This is a genomic window from Ruegeria sp. D6 (genome assembly GCF_056534365.1).
On sequence record NZ_JBQFPH010000005.1, the window covers coordinates 246,028 to 265,167 of the forward strand.

The 19,140-nt window shown below is 58.0% G+C and carries 22 protein-coding genes; 12 read left to right on the forward strand and 10 right to left on the reverse strand.

What is annotated here, in order from left to right:
• Positions 1-230: 230 nt before the first annotated feature.
• Entirely contained in the window at positions 231-1,226 is a 996-nt protein-coding gene (locus tag ACR0A1_RS17240; protein WP_480868528.1) for a Hint domain-containing protein, read from the forward strand.
• A gap of 39 nt (positions 1,227-1,265) precedes the next feature.
• On the opposite strand, the gene ACR0A1_RS17245 is transcribed toward ACR0A1_RS17240, so the two are convergent.
• A complete protein-coding gene (locus tag ACR0A1_RS17245) occupies positions 1,266-1,916 on the reverse strand; it encodes a peroxiredoxin (protein WP_170408508.1) in 651 nt (216 codons plus the stop codon).
• A gap of 218 nt (positions 1,917-2,134) precedes the next feature.
• On the opposite strand from ACR0A1_RS17245, the gene ACR0A1_RS17250 reads away from it, so the two are divergent.
• Positions 2,135-3,574 (forward strand): aldehyde dehydrogenase family protein, encoded by a 1,440-nt coding sequence (locus tag ACR0A1_RS17250; RefSeq protein ID WP_170394725.1) that lies wholly within the window; start codon positions 2,135-2,137, stop codon positions 3,572-3,574.
• A 55-nt stretch (positions 3,575-3,629) separates the two neighbouring features.
• On the opposite strand, the gene ACR0A1_RS17255 is transcribed toward ACR0A1_RS17250, so the two are convergent.
• Entirely contained in the window at positions 3,630-4,064 is a 435-nt protein-coding gene (locus ACR0A1_RS17255) for a glyoxalase superfamily protein (RefSeq protein WP_170426134.1), read from the reverse strand.
• Between the two features lie 175 nt (positions 4,065-4,239).
• Positions 4,240-5,091, reverse strand: a complete 852-nt coding sequence (locus ACR0A1_RS17260) for a bifunctional helix-turn-helix domain-containing protein/methylated-DNA--[protein]-cysteine S-methyltransferase (RefSeq protein ID WP_170394731.1) — start codon at positions 5,089-5,091, stop codon at positions 4,240-4,242.
• A gap of 120 nt (positions 5,092-5,211) precedes the next feature.
• Between ACR0A1_RS17260 and ACR0A1_RS17265 the strand changes: the two genes are divergently transcribed.
• The 5 genes from ACR0A1_RS17265 (at position 5,212) to ACR0A1_RS17285 (ending at position 9,451) form a co-directional block, all read left to right on the forward strand.
• The gene (locus ACR0A1_RS17265) at positions 5,212-5,661 is read left to right on the forward strand and encodes a MarR family winged helix-turn-helix transcriptional regulator (protein ID WP_170394734.1); all 450 of its coding nucleotides are present in this window, start codon (positions 5,212-5,214) and stop codon (positions 5,659-5,661) included.
• Position 5,662: 1 nt separating this feature from the next.
• Complete coding sequence (locus ACR0A1_RS17270; protein WP_170426129.1) at positions 5,663-6,304, forward strand: cysteine hydrolase family protein; 642 nt, start codon at positions 5,663-5,665, stop codon at positions 6,302-6,304.
• A gap of 96 nt (positions 6,305-6,400) precedes the next feature.
• Entirely contained in the window at positions 6,401-7,045 is a 645-nt protein-coding gene (gene nth, locus ACR0A1_RS17275; protein ID WP_170598366.1) for an endonuclease III, read from the forward strand.
• Positions 7,042-8,031, forward strand: a complete 990-nt coding sequence (locus ACR0A1_RS17280) for an adenosine kinase (RefSeq protein WP_170466608.1) — start codon at positions 7,042-7,044, stop codon at positions 8,029-8,031. The genes nth and ACR0A1_RS17280 overlap by 4 nt, the downstream gene beginning before the upstream one ends.
• An 82-nt stretch (positions 8,032-8,113) precedes the next feature.
• Positions 8,114-9,451 (forward strand): serine hydrolase domain-containing protein, encoded by a 1,338-nt coding sequence (locus tag ACR0A1_RS17285; RefSeq protein WP_480868532.1) that lies wholly within the window; start codon positions 8,114-8,116, stop codon positions 9,449-9,451.
• Between the two features lie 6 nt (positions 9,452-9,457).
• Here ACR0A1_RS17285 and ACR0A1_RS17290 read toward each other — a convergent pair whose 3' ends face one another.
• Positions 9,458-9,943 (reverse strand): RNA pyrophosphohydrolase, encoded by a 486-nt coding sequence (locus ACR0A1_RS17290; protein WP_170426121.1) that lies wholly within the window; start codon positions 9,941-9,943, stop codon positions 9,458-9,460.
• A gap of 137 nt (positions 9,944-10,080) precedes the next feature.
• Here ACR0A1_RS17290 and ACR0A1_RS17295 point away from each other — a divergent pair, with 137 nt between their 5' ends.
• The 3 genes from ACR0A1_RS17295 (at position 10,081) to ACR0A1_RS17305 (ending at position 12,842) form a co-directional block, all read left to right on the forward strand.
• Positions 10,081-12,108, forward strand: a complete 2,028-nt coding sequence (locus ACR0A1_RS17295; RefSeq protein ID WP_480868534.1) for an FAD-dependent oxidoreductase — start codon at positions 10,081-10,083, stop codon at positions 12,106-12,108.
• A gap of 96 nt (positions 12,109-12,204) precedes the next feature.
• Positions 12,205-12,456: a hypothetical protein gene (locus tag ACR0A1_RS17300; protein WP_170394756.1), complete on the forward strand. Its 252-nt coding sequence runs from the start codon at positions 12,205-12,207 to the stop codon at positions 12,454-12,456.
• The gene (locus tag ACR0A1_RS17305) at positions 12,453-12,842 is read left to right on the forward strand and encodes a hypothetical protein (protein WP_170466614.1); all 390 of its coding nucleotides are present in this window, start codon (positions 12,453-12,455) and stop codon (positions 12,840-12,842) included. The genes ACR0A1_RS17300 and ACR0A1_RS17305 overlap by 4 nt, the downstream gene beginning before the upstream one ends.
• Before the next feature lie 26 nt (positions 12,843-12,868).
• On the opposite strand, the gene ACR0A1_RS17310 is transcribed toward ACR0A1_RS17305, so the two are convergent.
• Positions 12,869-13,309 carry a DUF4399 domain-containing protein gene (locus ACR0A1_RS17310; protein ID WP_170466618.1) on the reverse strand — a complete coding sequence of 147 codons (441 nt, stop codon included), beginning with the start codon at positions 13,307-13,309 and terminating at the stop codon, positions 12,869-12,871.
• A 228-nt stretch (positions 13,310-13,537) separates the two neighbouring features.
• Here ACR0A1_RS17310 and ACR0A1_RS17315 point away from each other — a divergent pair, with 228 nt between their 5' ends.
• On the forward strand, positions 13,538-14,443 hold the full coding sequence (locus ACR0A1_RS17315) for a LysR family transcriptional regulator (RefSeq protein ID WP_170394766.1): 906 nt from the start codon (positions 13,538-13,540) through the stop codon (positions 14,441-14,443).
• Positions 14,444-14,510: 67 nt separating this feature from the next.
• On the opposite strand, the gene ACR0A1_RS17320 is transcribed toward ACR0A1_RS17315, so the two are convergent.
• From ACR0A1_RS17320 to ACR0A1_RS17340, 5 genes are all read right to left on the reverse strand, one after another.
• Positions 14,511-15,326, reverse strand: coding sequence for a DUF2189 domain-containing protein (locus tag ACR0A1_RS17320; RefSeq protein WP_480868537.1), 816 nt, complete (start codon positions 15,324-15,326; stop codon positions 14,511-14,513).
• 148 nt (positions 15,327-15,474) lie between these two features.
• Positions 15,475-16,374, reverse strand: a complete 900-nt coding sequence (locus ACR0A1_RS17325; RefSeq protein WP_480751061.1) for an OmpA family protein — start codon at positions 16,372-16,374, stop codon at positions 15,475-15,477.
• Complete coding sequence (locus tag ACR0A1_RS17330) at positions 16,371-16,943, reverse strand: peroxidase-related enzyme (protein ID WP_480561944.1); 573 nt, start codon at positions 16,941-16,943, stop codon at positions 16,371-16,373. Before ACR0A1_RS17330 ends, ACR0A1_RS17325 begins: the two co-directional genes overlap by 4 nt.
• A 10-nt stretch (positions 16,944-16,953) precedes the next feature.
• On the reverse strand, positions 16,954-17,664 hold the full coding sequence (locus tag ACR0A1_RS17335) for a GNAT family N-acetyltransferase (RefSeq protein ID WP_480868538.1): 711 nt from the start codon (positions 17,662-17,664) through the stop codon (positions 16,954-16,956).
• The gene (locus ACR0A1_RS17340; protein ID WP_480868539.1) at positions 17,661-18,383 is read right to left on the reverse strand and encodes a competence/damage-inducible protein A; all 723 of its coding nucleotides are present in this window, start codon (positions 18,381-18,383) and stop codon (positions 17,661-17,663) included. The genes ACR0A1_RS17335 and ACR0A1_RS17340 overlap by 4 nt, the downstream gene beginning before the upstream one ends.
• Positions 18,384-18,434: 51 nt before the next feature.
• Between ACR0A1_RS17340 and sfsA the strand changes: the two genes are divergently transcribed.
• Positions 18,435-19,136, forward strand: coding sequence for a DNA/RNA nuclease SfsA (gene sfsA, locus ACR0A1_RS17345; RefSeq protein WP_480868540.1), 702 nt, complete (start codon positions 18,435-18,437; stop codon positions 19,134-19,136).
• Positions 19,137-19,140 lie beyond the last annotated feature (4 nt).

The window sequence follows — 19,140 nt, forward strand, 5'->3', positions numbered from 1 at the left end:
CATCAGAAGATACGATCCTTTGGCAGCGAGACCGCGTTCAACCGACGTATCCGATCCCAACCACCGCCTCGGCAGGCGTGCCCACAGTCGATCCAACCATAGCCAATCTGCCTTTTTCGATCAGTGCCGCTTTCGAGCCCTGCGCGTCACGGTAAACGATATGTTAACACTTCTAAGTTGAGTTAGCTCAAAGTTAAGGAAATCCAAATCATCTGGGACGTCGCCGCGCTTTGGCCTCTATCACCATCTTTGAGATCGACGGAGATCCGTTTGGCAACCCCAGTGTGACGGTGACCCAGGGGTTTCAGGTCACCATTACTGATGATGATAATTTTCTCGAAAATCCGGACAACAACGGTAGCCAACAGTTCGATACCCTCCCAATCCCCGGGCTGAACAACTCCGGCAGCTTTCAGATATTTGAAGGCTACAGCGCGACGGTCGAAGGTGCACCGGTCACATACACACTGCTGCAATTCTCGGGTACGCAATATATCGTTGTGACCTCGGGAAACGTTGCCGTTAACGATGTACTGACAGGCAACTCACTGGCCCAGAGTACTGCACCTGCGGTCGAATATGATAACCTTCCCAGCTTTGTCTGTTTTACTTCGGGGTCACATATTCTGACACCGTCGGGCCAGCGTCCGATCGAAGAAGTCAAAGCAGGCGATCATGTGATCACCGCAGATGGCACCGGTCGGGCCGTGCGCTGGGTGGGTCAGCGACGGCTGAGTGAGGCGGATCTGAGACAGACCCCTAAGCATTGCCCGATCCGGATCAGTGCGGGCAGTCTTGGGCCGCAGACACCATCGCGAGATCTGCTGCTATCACCTCAGCATCGGGTTGTCGTGTCCTCACCTGCATTGGAATTGCATCATAGTCACCCGATGATGTTGGCGACGGCCAAGTCTCTGCTCAACGGCAAGTCTATCACGCAAGTACCGCCAAGCGGGGGCGTCGAGTACATTCACATTCTATTCGACCAGCATGAGCTGGTGAATGTCGAAGGATTGTGGTCGGAATCGTTTTATCCCGGCGGATATACGCTGGACGCGATGAGCAGTGCGGTGAAGGAGGAACTATTCGAGCTGTTCCCTGAGCTTCATTCCGACACAGGCGGCTATGGTGATACGGTGCTGCCGGTTCTGAAACCGTACGAAGTGCAGATGCTGCGCCCGGAGCTATCTGCCCCTTGCGGCGTAACCTCGGCGTTTGCGCATTAGAAGAAGGCGGGGGCTTTCGCCCCCTGCCCGTTGATCCGATTACGACGGCGCTTTGGTTTTGCGCAGATACGGGAAGATCGTCTCGAACTCGCCGAACTTCTCTTTTGCCTCATCGTTGGAGACCGCAGGTGGAATGATCACATCCTCACCCGGCACCCAATTTGCGGGGGTTGCCACGCCCTTGGCGCTCATCTGCAGGCCATCCAGCGCACGCAGAATCTCGGCAAAGTTGCGGCCCACGGTCATCGGGTAGGTCATGGACAGTTTCAACTGCTTATCGGGTCCGATGATAAAGACAGAGCGTACAGTTGCGCTGTCGGCAGGCGTGCGGCCGTCGGGCAGATAGGCCTCGGCCGGCAGCATGTCGAAGGCTTTGGAAACAGCCAGACCGTCATCGGCGATGATCGGGAAGCCGGGGTTGGCGTTGCCGTAGGCCTCGATATCTTTTTTCCACTTCTTATGATCTTCGACACCATCGACCGACACGCCGATCACTTTGGTGTTCCGCGCCGCCCATTCATCGTTCAGCTGCGCAACTGCCGAAAACTCGGTCGTGCAAACAGGAGTGAAGTCCTTGGGGTGTGAGAACAGGATGGCCCAGCTATCGCCAATCCAGTCATGAAACTGGACGGTGCCCTGATCTGTCTCTGCGGTGAAATTCGGGACCGTATCATTGATGCGCAAACCCATTGGGAAACTCCTTTCCTGTGAAAAATCGCGAGTCGATTGCTGCCAACCTAATCACTTTGCGCAGAGGTTAAACCATTCATGTTGCGCTGTCAGAAGATTCAGTAGGTAGATAATTTGATCAAATTATGTTTTACCCTTGCCCGACACCCGGGTGGGTGACAGAGTGCGAATGAAAACCGACCGTTCGGTCGATTGATTCCTGATCCGGAGGATGAGCCATGATCGAAAAACGCGATTTCTATATCAACGGCAAATGGGTCGCCCCATCAGAGCCGAATGATTTCGAAGTGATCGACCCGTCGACCGAAGAACCATGCGCGGTGATCTCATTGGGGTCAGAGGCTGACACTAACGCAGCGGTCGCCGCAGCCAAAGCTGCTCTGCCTGGTTGGATGGCAACCCCGGTGGACGAGCGCATCGCTTTGGTAGAGAAACTGGTCGATATTTACGCCACCCGCTCAGAGGATCTGGCCCAGGCGATGTCGATGGAGATGGGTGCACCGATCGAAATGGCGCGCAGCCAGCAATCGGGCGCGGGGATCTATCACCTGAAAAACTTCATCCGTGCCGCCAAGGCGTTCCAATTCGAACGTCCGTTGGGCGATCATGCGCCGAATGACCGGATCATCTATGAAGCGGTGGGTGTGGCAGCCCTGATCACCCCATGGAATTGGCCGATGAATCAGGTCACGCTCAAGGTCGGCGCGGCGGCGATTGCGGGCTGCACGATGGTGCTGAAACCGTCCGAGCAAAGCCCGCTGAACGCGATGATCTTTGCTGAGATGATGGATGAGGCTGGTTTCCCGGCTGGTGTTTTCAACCTGGTAAATGGCGATGGCGTGGGCGTGGGCTCTCAGCTCTCGGGGCACGCAGATGTTGATATGGTCAGCTTCACCGGTTCGACCCGCGCGGGCACGGCGATTTCCAAGAATGCGGCGGATACACTGAAGAAAGTGCATCTGGAACTGGGCGGCAAAGGGGCCAATGTGGTCTTCGCCGATGCCGACGAAAAGGCGGTAAAACGCGGCGTCCTGCACATGATGAACAACACCGGTCAAAGCTGCAACGCGCCCAGCCGGATGCTGGTGCAGCGTCCGATCTATGATCAGGCGGTTGAGACAGCCGCCGAAGTGGCGAACAAGGTCACCGTCGGCAGTGCCGCCGAGGAAGGCCGACATATCGGACCGGTGGTGAACGAAGTGCAGTGGACCAAAATTCAGGACCTGATCCAGAAAGGAATTGATGAGGGCGCGCGTCTGGTTGCAGGCGGCACGGGTCGGCCAGAGGGGCTGAACAAGGGCTATTATGTGCGCCCAACGGTTTTTGCCGATGCCAATAACCAGATGACGATCGCGCGCGAGGAGATCTTTGGCCCGGTTCTGACCATGATCCCCTTCGATACCGAAGAAGAAGCCATCGAGATTGCCAATGACACACCTTACGGGCTGACCAATTATGTTCAGACCCAAGACGGTGCACGCGCCAACCGAATGGCTCGCGTCTTGCGGTCGGGCATGGTTGAGATGAACGGCCAGTCGCGCAGCGCTGGGTCCCCGTTTGGTGGGATGAAACAGTCCGGCAATGGCCGCGAAGGCGGGGTTTGGGGCTTGGAGGACTTCCTTGAGGTCAAGGCCGTTGGCGGTTGGGCCGCCGAATAGTCAATCTTGGTGCTATCAAAATGTGAGGCACCCTAAGGGTGCCTCGCTTTGTTTCTTACGCAGGTCGGACGATAAGCTGCGGCTCTCCGTCCGACGTGTGACGGGTGGATCGACCATCCCAACCAATCTCACCTGTCACCCGCTGGCGAAGGGACGAAAAACTGTCGAACCGGACCACATCTACGGGCACGTCGAACTGCAGGGTCACCCGGCGATGTCCGCCATCCCCAATCATGGTCAGACCGCGGATTTCGGCGGTGAAGGGCTGACCCAGATATCGGCCCTCAACCCGGTCACCAACGCGCAACTGCACTCGATTTCCTGCCATCGCGTGCAACGTGTTCCAATCCCGCGCACCGAGTTGATGCGCCAACAGTTCCAGCGCCTCGCTATGCGATAGCTTCACTCCGGCGTCCTGCAGGCGTTTGCGCAGGCGTTTTGCCTGCTCTTTCAGCTCCGCAACCGGAGCGATGTTCTGAATATGTGTCATGGTGTGCCTCGTTTCCTGAAACGGGCGCGAAATCTGGACGGGGTTCGCATTGCCATCCGCGCGCCTGGAAAGGGCAACAGATGTGATTCAATCGGGTTTCACCAAAGCCTAAGGCCGCGAACGGCAGGGGACCCGAACCTGCCGTGCATATGGCAACGACGCGCCAGAATGTCAATCAGGCGTCGGCCTGCGCCGCCTCATAGGCCAGCATGGCGCGTTTGACGGGCAGTCCCCAGTGGTAGCCGCCCAAGCCGCCCGATTTGCGCAAGGCACGGTGGCAGGGGATCAGCCAACTGACCGGGTTCCGCCCAACTGCGGTGCCCACGGCGCGCACCGCTTGGGGTGAGCCGACCCGCTGCGCGATCTCGGAATAGGTGGTGACCTGCCCCGAGGGGATGTGCATCAGCGCTTCCCATACCTTGATCTGCAGTGGTGAGCCGATCAGGTAGAGCGGGGTCGGCTCCAACCGGTCGCTGGCCGCACCGAAGGCGCTGAGCACCCAAGGCCGCAGGCGCATCGGGTCCTCGACAAAATCAGCATTGGGCCAACGAGAGATCATGTCTTCCATCGCCGCCTCCTCGCCTGTCTCGGCCCCAAAGGCGATTCCACAGATTCCCTTGTCAGTTCCCATAACCAGCGCAGGGCCAAAGGGGCATTCGAACCAGCCCCAGTAGATCGTGAGACCTGCGCCTTTGCGGGCATATTCACCGGGGCTCATGGATTCCCATTTCAGGAACAGGTCATGCAGCCGCCCACTGCCGGACAGCCCCACATTATGAGCGGTTTCCAGCGTGGTGAAACGCTCGTGCAACAGAGCTTTGGCATGGCCGAGAGTCAGGTATTGCTGGTATCGCTTCGGAGAGACCCCGGTCCAGCGTGAGAACAGACGCTGAAAGTGGGCAGGGCTCATATCCATCTGGCGAGCCAACTCATCAAGACTGAGACTCTCTCCGCCTTGATCGATTAATTCGATCGCGCGCCGCATGACGTTATAATGATATCCGCTTTCTGCTGTCTGGACGTTCATCGGTCACCTCATCAGTTACAGGAACAGTAACTTGCCCCTGTCGATCTTGCGACCCGGAACCTGCGCTTTATCTTGTCAACTGAGTTGACGAATCAAATCGATTTCTCCTACCATTCAGGTATGGGACACAGGTTGGATCAGCTTTATCAGGCAGTTCAGGCCACCCGGCCTTTGCTGCGGAACATCACGGCAGCAGTTGAGCAGGGCAGCCAGCGCAAAGGCGTGACCGTCGGGCAACGTGCCCTTTTGGAAGGTCTGTCGCTATCTCCCGGCGCGACCGCCCCGGTGCTGTGCGCCGAGTTGCAGCTGAAACGACAATATGTCTCGCGCATCTTAAAAGAGCTGATGGGCGCACAGCTGATCGAAAGCCAGCCCAATCCCAAACGTGCAGGCACCTACTGCTACCGGCTGAGCCCTGCGGGCGAAGAGACGATCACGGCTATCAGAGCGGATGAGATGGCCAAGCTGACACGCTTTGCACAGGATTTTTCTGCGTCAGAGCTTGTCGCCTATCACAAGGTTCAGCTGGCCCTGACCCGCTATTTCGCAGAACTCGCCAAGGAGGCCTGACATGACCGTTCTTTGGATAATGGCGGCAAGCATCATGATCGCCGTGTTGTACATCCTCTTGCAAATCCGAAAGATTGGCACTCCGACAACCGGAGCCAAAATAGACCTGGCATCGCGGCCTGAAACGGCGCTGCTGGTGATCGATATGCAAACAGATTTTACCTCGATACCCACCTGGGATGACGCGCAAATTGAGGGTGCCTTGTCGACGATCCGGTCAACGACGGACAGCGCCCGCCAGTCTGACTGGTCCGTGATTGCCATCCGTCATGAATTCAAGGGACGACTGGCGAACTTGCTGAACGGGTGGTTCAATCAGGGGCGCGGCAACGCAGGTTCCGACGGAGTTGGGTTGGATCCGCGTCTTGCGCTGAATCCCGATGCCGAGTTTGTAAAATCCGTAGGTGACGCCTTTTCTTCGCCGGGCTTTGAACGGTTCCTGCAAGACAAACGGATCGGAACGCTGGTTCTGACAGGGTTGGACGGGTGTCATTGCGTGAATAAGACCGCGCAGGGCGCGCTCAATCGAGGATACCGGGTTCAGATCAATTCGGCAGCCGTTCTGGCGGCTGATCCGAACCGGTGGCAGGGGATCAGGGATCAACTTGCAACGGCGGGGGTGGATTTCCGACTGCAGAAGTGAGGCATAGGAATAAATCGACCAAGACCCGCGCCTAGGCAAAACCAAAACGCACCTTTTCAATTGCGACCGCTTGTCTGGCAGGGCATTAAGGCTCGGATGGCCAAACAACTCGGATACCACAAGATCCGCGAGATCTTTACGCGTTTTCACGACGCCGACCCTGAACCCAAGGGCGAGTTGGAGCATGTAAACGTCTATACTCTGGTCGTTGCCGTCGCGCTGTCAGCGCAGGCGACCGATGCCGGCGTCAACAAGGCTACGCGCGCGCTATTCAAGATCGCCGACACGCCACAGAAGATGCTGGATCTGGGCGAAGAAGGTCTGATCGAACATATCAAGACCATCGGCCTGTTCCGCCAGAAGGCCAAGAACGTAATCAAGCTGAGTCGCATTCTGGTCGAAGACTATGGCGGTGAGGTGCCCAACTCCCGCGCGGCGCTTCAATCGCTACCGGGTGTGGGGCGCAAGACAGCCAATGTTGTCCTGAACATGTGGTGGCGATATCCGGCGCAGGCCGTGGACACGCATATCTTCCGCGTCGGCAACCGCACCGGCATTTGTCCGGGCAAGAATGTGGACGCCGTCGAACGCGCAATCGAAGACAACATACCAACCGACTTTCAGCTGCATGCGCATCACTGGCTGATCCTGCATGGCCGCTATCACTGCAAGGCACGCAAACCGCAGTGCCCGACCTGTATCATCCGCGATCTCTGCGAATTTGAGGACAAGACTCTATGAAAACCTACCAACTGACCGGCATCGGAAACGCCGTTGTGGACGTGATTTCCCAAGCCGATGACAGTTTCCTTGAGCTGATGGGCATCGAAAAGGGCATCATGCAGCTGATCGAACAGGAACGCGGCGAGGTACTGTACGCCTCGATGGAAGGCCGGGTGCAGACGCCGGGCGGCTCGGTTGCCAACACCATCGCGGGCGCCGGTGCACTGGGTCTGGATTCGGCGTTTATCGGGCGGGTGCATGATGATGCGCTGGGCCGTTTCTATGCCGATGCGATGAACGAAGACGGGGTGGATTTTGTGAACCCGCCGGTGCCGGGGGGCGAGCTGCCAACCTCGCGTTCGATGATCTTTGTCTCACCAGATGGCGAGCGGTCGATGAACACCTATCTGGGTATTTCGTCCGAGCTGTCTTCTCGGGATGTCTCGGAAGACGTCGCGGGCAACAGCCAGATCATGTTCCTCGAGGGCTATCTGTTCGACAAGGAAAAGGGCAAAGCCGCGTTCCTTGAAGCCGCGCGCAACTGCCATAAGGGTGGCGGCAAGGCGGGCATCGCCATTTCTGACCCGTTCTGTGTAGAACGGCACCGGGTCGATTTCCTGCTGTTGATCGAGAATGAGCTGGATTTTGTAATCGGCAACGAGGCCGAGATCAAATCGCTGTTCGAAACCGACGATCTTGAGGAGGCGCTGGCGAAAACGGCCGAGATTTGCCCTCTGGTCGTTTGCACCCGGTCGGGCGACGGGGTGACTGTTCTGAACGGCAACGCGCGCATCGATGTACCGGTTGAAAAGGTCGTACCGGTGGACGCGACCGGCGCGGGCGATCAATTCGCCGCCGGATTCCTGTTCGGCATGGCGACGGGCCGCGATTACGAGACCTGCGCAAAAATTGGCAACGTCTGCGCACGCGAAGTCATCAGCCATATCGGCCCCCGGCCCGAGGCGAATATGCAGGAATTGCTGCGGGCTGAGGGATTGCTCTGATCCCGCGAAACGCAACGTAACGCTGGTGCGTCACATTTCGGGATGGCTACCCTTTTTTTGGATGTAAGGGGGGAGCCAATTCATGTTGGGCAGAGCACTCAGGATCACCGCAGGAACATTGGCGTTGGGGCTTGTGGCCGGCGTTGGGTACCTGCTGATCTCTCCGCCCGACCTGTTGCGAGTCGGGACCAACTATTCGGCCAAGATCGTCTGTTCTAACGTGTTCGTCGCCGGGCGGGATGCGCAGGAGGTACTGGCGGTTGATGTGCAGGCGCCCGGGCATCCGTTGCTGAAACACGTCTCGGTCTCGGTTGACCCCGAGGCGCAATCAGTATCTGCAAAGCTACTCGGGATCTTCGCCCCTGCGACCAGCCAATATCGCGAGGGGCTTGGATGTGCGAATACGCATGAGGCCCAACCGGTCAACGCCCAGCTAAACACTCTGCCCGCGCTGTCTGATGCACTTTGGCCGGAAGGCACCACCGTGGCCCCAGCGCAGAACTCCAAATTGGCAATGGTTCTGTCGGACCCGACCATTCTGGGAAAGGGCTTCCGCGCCGTAGTTGTGGTGCATGATGGCCGGATCATTGGTGAGGCTTATGCGGATGGATTCGACGAAAATACCCCTCTTCTGGGCTGGTCAATGACCAAAACCATAACCTCTGGATTGATTGGAACGCTGATAAAATCCGGTCAGATGAAGTTGACGGATACACTGGTCGATTCATTTCCCGATTGGGCAGAGGACAACCGGCAGCACATTACCGTCGAGGATATGTTGACCATGTCCAGCGGCCTGCGATGGAACGAAGGCTATGGTGACGTCTCGGACGTGACTCGGATGTTATATCTGAGCGACGACATGGCGGGGTTTGTCACTTCACTTGAGGCCGAGGCTGAGCCAAATACTGAATTCAACTATTCGTCGGGCACATCCACCGTCTTGGCGCGGGTCTGGCAGGATCAGGTCAAAGATGACAGCTTGTCCTATCCGCAGCGCGCACTCCTGCTGCCACTGGGCATGACCTCGGCCATACTTGAAACTGATATTTCTGACACCTTTGTCGGCTCAAGCTATATGTACGCCACAGCGCGGGATTGGGCACGATATGGGCAATTCCTGCTGCAGGGCGGCACATGGGACGGGCAGCAAATTCTGCCCGAAGGGTTCACTGACTGGATGTTCGAACCGGTTGCTGTCTCGGGCGGGGCATATGCCAAAGGTCACTTGTGGCGCGACGTGCCGGGTGGAGAACCCCCGTTCGAAGATGCGGTCTGGATGGCCGGACACGATGGGCAATCGGTCGGGATATTCCCTTCGCGTGATCTGGTGATCGTGCGATTGGGGCTTACACCGTCCGATACCGGTTATTCCCCGCTGCCGCTGGCCAAAGCGGTGATTACGGCGCTTGGTTCCTAACCCGAACTACCCGAGATGCGGCTGAAACGCAGAAAGCACCTGCTGGTAGACGTCCTTTTTGAACGGCACGATCTCATCGACCAGCCGCGTCGTGGTCTGCCATTTCCAATGGGTGAACTCGGGGTGCTCGGTGGCGATGTCGATCTGATCATCCCGGCCCAGAAACCGCATCAGGTACCATTTCTGCTCCTGCCCGCGATACCGGCCCTTCCAGATTTTCGGCACAATGTCATGCGGTAGGTCATAGGGCAGCCAGCCGTCGGTCTCGGCAATGATGTCGACCAGATCGCTGGTTACACCAGTTTCTTCCCAAAGCTCGCGCAGGGCCGCATCGCGCGGGTCTTCGCCCTTGTCCACGCCGCCCTGAGGCATCTGCCAGGCGTCCTTGTGACGATCATTGCGTTGGCCGACAAAGATCAGACCCTCGGCATTCATCAACATCAGTCCCACGCAGGGGCGATAGGGCAGTTTGGCGATTTCATCAGGGGTCATGCGCGGCCTCGTGATTAAGCTTTGCTGCGTCTCTAGCAAGCGCCGCGGTAAAGGCAAAGGGAATGACGTTAGGTTTCGCGTGACAAAGGTGACGCGAAGGTCAATCTGACGGTCGAAGTCGGGAGGGAGAGTTTGCCATGACTGCGTACCCAAACATGTTGGCCCCGCTGGATCTGGGTTTTACCACGTTGAAGAACCGCGTGCTGATGGGCTCGATGCATACCGGTCTGGAAGAGACCGGCGACTGGATCCGTGTCGCCGAGTTCTACGCGGATCGCGCGCGCGGTGGTGTTGCTTTGATGGTGACGGGTGGGATTGGCCCGAACCTTGAGGGCTCGGTGCTGCCGGGGGCTTCGATGATGACCAACGATACAGAGGTGGCGAACCATTCCATCGTCACCCGACGCGTACATGAGGCTGGCGGCAAGATCGCCATGCAAATCCTGCATGCGGGGCGGTACGCCTATGGGCCGAAATGCGTCGCCCCCAGCCCGGTGAAATCTCCAATTTCTCCGTTTCCGCCGCATGAGCTGGACGAAGAGGGCATCGAGAAGCAGATCGGCGATATCGTCAACGCGGCTGTTCTGGCCCAGAAGGCGGGCTATGACGGGGTCGAGATCATGGGCTCCGAGGGGTATTTCCTGAACCAGTTCCTCGTGACCCACACCAACAAGCGCGAGGATCGCTGGGGTGGGTCATACGAGAACAGGATGCGTCTGCCCATTGAGGTGGTGCGCCGCACGCGGGAAGCCGTGGGGAGCGATTTCATCATCATCTATCGCCTTTCGATGATTGATCTTGTGCCCAATGGGTCGACCCATGACGAAGTCGTTGAACTTGCGCAGCGGATTGAGCAGGCCGGGGCAACGATCATCAACACCGGTATCGGCTGGCACGAGGCGCGGATTCCAACGATTGCCACCAGCGTTCCCCGTGCTGCATTTGCGTGGGTTACCAAGAAGCTGATGGGTAAAGTCGGGATTCCGGTGATCACCTCGAACCGGATCAACACGCCTGAGGTTGCCGAAGAAGTTCTATCGACCGGTTGCGCCGATATGGTGTCTCTGGCGCGGCCGATGCTGGCCGATGCGGATTTCGTGAACAAGGCGATTGCAGATGAAGCCGCGAAGATCGCCCCGTGCATCGCATGCAATCAGGCCTGTCTGGACCACACTTTCAGCGGTAAGCTGACCTCATGCCTGGTCAATCCGCGCGCCTGTCATGAGACCGAATTGGTGATCGGCAAGGCCGAGACACGTAAGACCGTGGCCATTGTCGGCGCTGGCCCTGCAGGTTTGTCCACCGCGATGACAGCTGCCCAGCGCGGCCATGATGTAACCCTGTTTGATCGCGCCGCCGAGATAGGCGGGCAATTGAACATGGCCAAACAGGTGCCAGGGAAAGAAGAGTTCTGGGGACTGGTTGACTGGTATCGCACCATGATGGACGACCTAGGCGTGACGGTCGAACTGAACCGCGAGGTCAGCGCAGATGATCTGACCGGTTATGATGAGGTGGTCATCGCCACCGGTGTCACTCCTCGTGATCCACAGATTCCCGGACAGGATCGGGACAATGTGCTCAGCTACATCGACGTGCTGCGCGACAAGGCCGAGGTCGGCAGCACTGTCGCCGTGATCGGGGCCGGAGGCATCGGGTTCGATGTCTCCGAATTCCTGCTGGAAGACGGTCACAGCCCAACCACGGACCTTCCATTGTGGATGAAGGAATGGGGCGTGACCGACCCCGCAGAACACCGCTCGGGCCTGGCCCCCGAGGGCCCGCAGCCCGAAGCACCAGCACGGCAGGTCACGCTGCTGCAGCGCAAGGCACAGCGTCACGGCAAGGGGCTGGGAAAGACAACGGGCTGGATCCACCGCGCGACATTAAAGATGAAGGACGTCAGTTTCGTTGGTGGTGTGAATTATGAGCGCATCGACGAGGACGGCCTGCATGTCAGCTTTGGCGAAACCCGCGATGATCCAACCGTGATCGCAGCCGAATCGATCGTCCTATGTGCCGGGCAGGTCTCGGACCGGTCGCTGGCGGATGAGCTGATCGAACGTGGAATGACCCCGCATGTGATTGGTGGCGCAGATGTGGCAGCCGAGCTGGACGCCAAACGTGCGATCAATCAGGGCACACGTCTGGCGGCAGCGTTCTGACGTTGTAATGCCAGTGCGCTGGAGAAAGCCGCCCCGGAAGAGGCGGCTTTTTTCGTTTTCCTTGACTCAACTGTTATCAATATACATATGTACCACATGAGTCAGAAAATAGAACGCACCCAAACAGGAATTCGAATCGAGAAGCGACTTCTGAAAGTTCTCAAAGGGCTGGCAGAATCGCTGGACATGACCCTTGGCGACCTGATTGAGGGCATCGCGCTGCACAGCTTTGAGAACAAGCCAGCCTTCTCTGAAGAGACGCTGAAGAAGATCAAACAACTCAAAAGTGTCTACGACTTCGATTGGACAGCTGAAGACAGCCACCGTTTCAAGGAGGATGAAGAATGAGCGCATCGCGATACGCCGACGTCACCATCGCATTTGAAGCACACGCAATCGACAACGCAACGTTCGGACACGCCGAACATGTGCAAGTCGCTTATGACCTGCTACGCAAGTATGATTTCATCGATGCCGCAGCGATCTACGCCAAGGGAATTCGCACGTTAGCAGCGAACGCAGGCGCACCGGACAAGTTCAATCTGACAATCACCTACGCATTCATGAGCCTGATCGCAGAGCGGCTGGCCAACACGCAAGCTACTGACTTTAAGAGTTTCGCACAGGAAAATTCCGACCTGATGGCCAAGTCAGTACTCAACCAATGGTATTCTGCGGAACGTCTCAACATGCAGCTTGCCCGCGATATATTCCTGCTGCCTGCCGACGCATAATCGTGTTTTGCGGCGAAGGTGAATTGTTACTCTACAGTGATCGTAATCACCTCGGACACAATGGGCGTCGCATGAGGGACGTGGCCTGCATCCCCAAGCACCAGCTGCAAAGTATGCTCACCCGGAGCAAATTCCAAAGTCACCTCGGTCTGACCGCCACCGAAATGAATGTGATTGTCGTCTGCGGGCAGACCGTATGACAGTTCGTCCGCACCGTCTTCTCCCTGCCCAAGTGGTGGGCGATCAATCAGGAGGTGATGGTGCCCTGTATTTTCCTTCTCGGTTCCAGCGGGGGCAACGCCCATGCCGCTGAGGCCAAAGACTACGGTCACAGGTGATTGCACGGTGTCACCGTCAGACAGGTTGACGAAATAGACCTTCGCATCTGGATTCGATGGTGTTTCCCCTCCGGCCCACGCAAGGCTGGCGGTCAGACACAGGGTAATGACAGCAAATAGGGCTTTCATAGTCTCCTCCGTGGTCACAAAAATGCCATTCTCATCATAGCACGATTGGAAAAAAGTCCAGAAAACGGGGTTTTGTATCGAAAGGCATGGTCCGCAGCATATAGGCCCGGGCGTTTCCTAGTTGCAAACGATCCGATTCAAAACCCTGATATTATCCCATGTCTGCCCAGTTCTTGCCCAGATTGATCGCGATAAAGAGACAACGAACGGAAGACCTGGGGAACGAGAATGGATCGACTAACTGAAATGGAGGCCTTTTCCAACGTGGTGGACCAGGGTGGTTTCACCGACGCGGCCAAGAAAATGGGCATCTCCAAATCAGCCGTGTCTAAACACGTCTCGAGCCTCGAGGCGCGGTTGGGGGCAAGGCTTTTGAACCGGACAACGCGCCGGGTTTCGCCAACCGAGATCGGGTTGGCCTATTATGATCGCGCCCGTCGCGTGCTGAACGACGCAGGCGAAGCGGATGCGCTGGTGACTTCGATGCAATCTGCGCCTTCTGGTCTGCTGCGGATCTCTGTGGCAACAGATTTTGGCGTCAATCACCTGTCGCCGGTCCTGTCGGACTTCCTGTCGGCCTATCCGGACATCACCGTGAACATGGTTCTGAACAACCGCTATGTTGAGCTGATTTCCGAAGGCTTTGACGTGGCCGTGCGCATTGGCGAGCTGGAAGACAGCACGCTGCGCGCCCGTAAGCTGACCGAAACAGTGAAACGCATGGTCGCGTCGCCGAGATATATCGAGCAGTTCGGACGCCCGCAGAAGATCGACGATTTGAACGAGCACAAACTGCTGCATTACTCCAGCCAATCCTCGGGCAGCGTGTGGAAGCTGACGGCGCCTTCGGGCGAGAAGCGTCAGGTCCGCACTGCTGGCTGGCTGAGCGTAAATGATGGGCAGTCGCTGCTGAACGCCGCGATCTCGGGGCTTGGGATCGCGCATCTGCCCAGCTATCTATATGCCGAAGCACTGAAATCGGGCGAGGTGGTAGACGCCATGCCATCGCTACCGGATGAGGTTCAGGGCGTCTATGCGGTCTACCCGCCGGGCCGGTTCACCCAGCCCAAGGTGCGGGCGTTCATTGATTTTCTTGTCGAGTCCTTTGCCGAAAAGGGTCCGATGGATTGGTAGAATTCTCCCTGTGGCACCTAAACGGCCCGTGCTGAATAGCACGGGTCTTTTTTTGTCTAGCGATGCATCAGTTAGTCTCTGGTGATACGGCCCGCTGATACAGGTGCCACGTGGTGTGGCCCAGGATTGGCAGCGTGAAGATCAACCCCAGAAACGCCGGAACCAGCGACAACAGCATGGTGACCGAGATGATCGCCGCCCAACTTAGCATTACCACCGGGCTTTCAGCGACCACGCGAATGGACGTGAGCATGGCGGAAACAAAGTTGGTTTCCCGATCCAGAAGCATGGGCATGGCCACCACAGTCACCGAGAACAGGACCGCCGACAAAAAAGCGCCGATACAGGTGCCGACCGCCAGAAAGATCCAGCCTTGCGGTGTGAAGAAGATGGTGTTCATGAACCCTTCGAAATCCGAGAAGGACGCCTTTTGCAGGATGATCGCCAGCCAAAGGCGGATTTGGTAGGTCCATACCCAGAAAATGAACAGGGTGACAAAGGCCATCCAACCCATCTCGCGCTTGCGTTGATGGGCCATGACGCTGAGGATTTCGGACCAACCGAAGCTTTCCCCTTTCTGCATCCTACGGGACATTTCATAAAGCCCGGCGGCCGCAAATGGGGCAACCAGCGGAAAGCCTACGGCGGCAGGAATGATCATCCAGATCTTGCCAAGCCCGACCAGGCACCAAACGAACAGGATGCCGAAAACCGCGTAGAACAGGCCGAAAAAGCCGCTCATGACCGGGTGTGCGAGGAAGTCGGAAAACCCGGCCTTCAGCGATGCGGTAATATCCTCGGCCGTCAGCCTGTTAACCTCGGGCATGGATTGCTGTGGGACCGTGTTATCCGGCGGAGTGGTATCTTCGGTTTTGGATGCCATGACGCATTCCTCCCAAAGCATGGTGACTGGTGGGACTGCCTGCCAACAGGCCTGATGGCAAGACAGACGCACCGATTAGCTGCAAGTGTGCATCAGGCCGCGCCATCAGGGCAAGGGGGACACAGGGTGTCCGCGGTGCTCGCGCCTGTTAGTTGACCAGCAACACCGCCTCGACCCGGCGATTGAGATCGCGGCCCTCGGGCGTAGCGTTAGAGGTGATGGGCGCAAGATAGCCTACGCCCTGCGCCTCGATCCGGTCGGCGGCAACACCGTGCGCTTCGATCAGGCGCGCACGCACGGCTTCCGCCCGTTTGGTGCTGACCGCAATATTGGCCTGCAATGCGCCCGTATCATCCGTGTGCCCTACCAGCGCCAAACGGGTCGAAGGATTGTCGGCCAGATAGCCCGCAAGCAGCGCAAGCGAGGCAAACGACCCTTCGCCCAGCGCGACTTCGCCGGTGCGAAAGTGCAGGTCATCAAGGATGACATGTCCGGTACTGCTGAGATCGTTTAGCAACCCGGCAGGGCCCTCAACGGTTTCCTCGATCACAAGTGGCTGCGCAGGCAGCGTACCTTGCGGGGTCACCCGGATCATCTGCACATAGCCATCCGGCGGGTTGCGGCTGACCAGCAGGCTCAGCACTTCGTCACCGCGGGAGGCGGATAGAAAACGGTAATCGTGGATCGCCACATACATGTCAGGCGTCGGCACCACTTCGGTGCCAAAGCGGAAATCGAAACCGCCACAATTGCGTGCCTCGCATTCAAACGCGATCTCGAAACCTTGCGCCTGAAGCTGATCCCGAAGCGGTGCAAGAATTTGCAGCGTCGTGCTGGACCCGGCCTGCAGACGCCATGTTAGCCGCTCGACACGCCCTTCGACAGTGCGGGATGGAACCGCGCCGTCGGCAAACACGCCGGTTGGCAGGTCGTAGCTGTCCAATGCACTGGTGCGATCCGAAATCTGCCGGGCGCTGGCGGGCAACGTCAGTTCCTGCGCCTGCACAGGCACGGCCAAAAGGAGGCTAAGGAACAGGAAACGGATCATCGGAACTGCGCGTGATACTCTGGGTTCGGGACCATGGCAGTGGCACTGGCCACGCGGTTGGTCATATTGAAGAAACCGGTGACATTGGCAATGTCCCAGATATCGCGATCCGAAAACCCGACATCGCGTAAAAGCTGGCGATCGGGCTCTTCGATTGTGGTGCTGGCGGTGGTCATCTTGGCTGCGAAATCCAGCATTGCACGTTGGCGCGCGTCCAATTTGGCGACGCGGTAGTTCATGACCAGCATCTCACCCAGCTGCGGATCGTCCGAAAGCTGCCGCACCGCTGCGCCATGAGCCACGAGGCAGTAGAAACATTTGTTGATCGAGGACACCACGACCGCAATCATCTCGCGTTCCAGCTTGGTCAGCCCGCTATCGGCCAGCATCAGATCATTATACATCGAAGTGAAGGCATTAAGCTTGTCGATATCGAAGGCATAGGCGCGCAGGACATTCGGCACCATTCCCAGTTTCTCAACACAGATATCAAAGTATTTCTGCGTCTCTGACGGTAGTGGGTCCACCATTGGCAGATCCAGGGCAGTGGGCATGTCCTGTTTGGTCAATTCGTCCTCCTCAGGCGCGCTGGCGATAGTGGTATTCTCCGACGATCTTCATCCCAAGCGAGTGGTAGAGGCCATTGGCCCCCGCGTTCGCCTTGGTACAGATCACGCTAAGCGTCTGCGCGCCATTGTCCAGCGCCCAAAAGGCCGCGGCGCGCATGGCCCACTGGCCCAACCCCTTGCGGCGGTGATCCGGCAGGATTTCCAGCGCGTGAACCATCGCGATACCTTCATGGATCGCCACGAAGCCGGTTCCTGCGGGCTGATCGCTGTGGCGCAACAAAAGGCCGGTCTTTGGGCCCGGTGCCCGGTACATGATCGCAATCCGTTCGGGGCCGATACCGCCCTGCGTCCAGATCTCACGCATGATGGCCAGCGGTTCCCAGATGTTGAAAACAGTCACGCGCGGGATCGGGATATCGGTCAACTGCTGCGCCGGGCAGGAATAGATATTAACGGGATCAAGGATGTCGTAGCCGCGTTGCGCAAGCATTGCATCCAGCGCCTCATCTCCGGGCCGTAGGCAGAAGAGGCGTTTTTGACCCATCGCCTGCATGGCGCTTTCGGCCGCATCGATATCGGCACTGGTGACGTCCCCGGTGCGATTGGCGGCAGAGACGCGTGAACCTCCGCCCTGTCCTTGCCGCAGTCGAAATGGGCCTTGCGTTTGATAGCCGGCGGCAGGCCATGTGCCATCGACAACAGCGGCCCAATCGGGATTCAAAGCTCGATCTCTTTCGCAAGGCGGGTCATGGCGGCATCGATCCGTCCACCCTCGGTGCCGCGCACGACGACGTTGGCTCCGAAGACGCCATTCGTCTGAAACGGATAACAGCCGATCGAAAGATCGCCGAAGTCTTTGGCCAGTGCGGCCAAAGTTGCTGCAATATCGCCTTCACCCCGATCCACACGCAGCGTCTGCGACAAAAGCGGGCTACCTCCGATGAGCGAAGGCAGAACACTCGCAACCATGGCCTGAAAAACCAAAGGCACCCCGGCCATGACATGGACGTTGTTGATGGTAAAGCCGGGCGCGGTCGAGACCGGGTTGTCGATCAATTCGGCCCCTTCCGGAATACGCGCCATGCGCAGGCGAGCGTCGTTCAGCTCCAGCCCGGATTTCTCGTAATGCGACTCAAGCAATGCACGCGCGTCGTCGCGAACATCGATATGCACGCCAAAGGCACGGGCGATGCAGTCAGCGGTGATGTCGTCATGGGTCGGACCAATACCACCACTGGTAAACACATGGTCATGGGCCTCTGATAGCGCCCTTACGGCTGCCTCAATCGCGGGTGCATCATCGCTGACAATGCGCACCTCTTTCAGGTCAATGCCGTGTTTGGTCAGCTCTCCAGCCAGATAATGCATATTGGCATCGCGGGTGCGGCCCGAAAGGATCTCATCCCCGATCACCAACATTGCAGCGGTTGGATTGGCCATGACGCGCCCTCCCTCTTGATCGACCGTTAGGGCAGGTATAGGCCCTTGGCCATGCGATTTGAAACCCCCCTTGTCCCCGCTCGACTGATCCGCCGCTACAAACGCTTTCTGGCAGACTGCAGGCTGGAAGACGGGCGCGAGGTGACAGCCCATTGCGCCAATCCGGGCTCAATGATGGGGCTGGCAGAACCGGGTGAGAAAATCTGGCTGGAGCCCAACGACGATCCGAAGAAAAAGCTGAAATACGGCTGGCGGCTGGTCGATCATGAGAACGGGCATTTCACAGGGGTCGACACATCAGTCCCCAACAAGGCGCTTCGGTTGGCGCTCGAGGCGCGTGAAATCCCCGAGCTGGCCGCCTATGAAACCGTGCGCCCCGAGGTCAAATACGGTGAAAACAGCCGTATCGATTTCCTACTGACCGGGCCGGGCCTACCCGATGCTTATGTCGAGGTCAAAAGCGTCACCCTCTCACGCCAAGCGGGCCTCGCCGAGTTTCCCGACAGCGTCACCGCACGCGGCACCAAACATTTGGGCGAACTGGCAAAGATGGCCGTACAGGGCCATCGGGCGATCATGCTTTATCTGGTGCAAAGGACCGATTGCGATCGGTTTGCACTGGCCGATGATATTGACCCAGCCTATGCGGCGGCGTTTGAGGCAGCGATTGGGGTTGAACGCTTTGTCGTTGGAACTCGGATCACGCCCGAAGGCGTCTGGGTTGAGCCCGCTCAGCAATGGAGCACGGGCTAGAAAC

Excerpts from the sequence above, each read along its gene's own strand:
- ACR0A1_RS17315 (WP_170394766.1), top strand. The coding sequence starts at position 13,538 with ATGGATCGACTAACTGAAATGGAGGCCTTTTCCAACGTGGTGGACCAG.
- ACR0A1_RS17250 (WP_170394725.1), top strand. The coding sequence starts at position 2,135 with ATGATCGAAAAACGCGATTTCTATATCAACGGCAAATGGGTCGCCCCA.
- ACR0A1_RS17300 (WP_170394756.1), top strand. The coding sequence starts at position 12,205 with ATGAGTCAGAAAATAGAACGCACCCAAACAGGAATTCGAATCGAGAAG.
- ACR0A1_RS17325 (WP_480751061.1), bottom strand. The coding sequence starts at position 16,374 with ATGATCCGTTTCCTGTTCCTTAGCCTCCTTTTGGCCGTGCCTGTGCAG.
- ACR0A1_RS17265 (WP_170394734.1), top strand. The coding sequence starts at position 5,212 with ATGGGACACAGGTTGGATCAGCTTTATCAGGCAGTTCAGGCCACCCGG.
- ACR0A1_RS17255 (WP_170426134.1), bottom strand. The coding sequence starts at position 4,064 with ATGACACATATTCAGAACATCGCTCCGGTTGCGGAGCTGAAAGAGCAG.
- ACR0A1_RS17260 (WP_170394731.1), bottom strand. The coding sequence starts at position 5,091 with ATGAACGTCCAGACAGCAGAAAGCGGATATCATTATAACGTCATGCGG.
- ACR0A1_RS17305 (WP_170466614.1), top strand. The coding sequence starts at position 12,453 with ATGAGCGCATCGCGATACGCCGACGTCACCATCGCATTTGAAGCACAC.
- ACR0A1_RS17290 (WP_170426121.1), bottom strand. The coding sequence starts at position 9,943 with ATGACCCCTGATGAAATCGCCAAACTGCCCTATCGCCCCTGCGTGGGA.
- ACR0A1_RS17310 (WP_170466618.1), bottom strand. The coding sequence starts at position 13,309 with ATGAAAGCCCTATTTGCTGTCATTACCCTGTGTCTGACCGCCAGCCTT.
- sfsA (WP_480868540.1), top strand. The coding sequence starts at position 18,435 with ATGCGATTTGAAACCCCCCTTGTCCCCGCTCGACTGATCCGCCGCTAC.
- ACR0A1_RS17340 (WP_480868539.1), bottom strand. The coding sequence starts at position 18,383 with ATGGCCAATCCAACCGCTGCAATGTTGGTGATCGGGGATGAGATCCTT.
- ACR0A1_RS17295 (WP_480868534.1), top strand. The coding sequence starts at position 10,081 with ATGACTGCGTACCCAAACATGTTGGCCCCGCTGGATCTGGGTTTTACC.
- ACR0A1_RS17270 (WP_170426129.1), top strand. The coding sequence starts at position 5,663 with ATGACCGTTCTTTGGATAATGGCGGCAAGCATCATGATCGCCGTGTTG.
- ACR0A1_RS17245 (WP_170408508.1), bottom strand. The coding sequence starts at position 1,916 with ATGGGTTTGCGCATCAATGATACGGTCCCGAATTTCACCGCAGAGACA.
- nth (WP_170598366.1), top strand. The coding sequence starts at position 6,401 with ATGGCCAAACAACTCGGATACCACAAGATCCGCGAGATCTTTACGCGT.
- ACR0A1_RS17280 (WP_170466608.1), top strand. The coding sequence starts at position 7,042 with ATGAAAACCTACCAACTGACCGGCATCGGAAACGCCGTTGTGGACGTG.
- ACR0A1_RS17320 (WP_480868537.1), bottom strand. The coding sequence starts at position 15,326 with ATGGCATCCAAAACCGAAGATACCACTCCGCCGGATAACACGGTCCCA.
- ACR0A1_RS17285 (WP_480868532.1), top strand. The coding sequence starts at position 8,114 with ATGTTGGGCAGAGCACTCAGGATCACCGCAGGAACATTGGCGTTGGGG.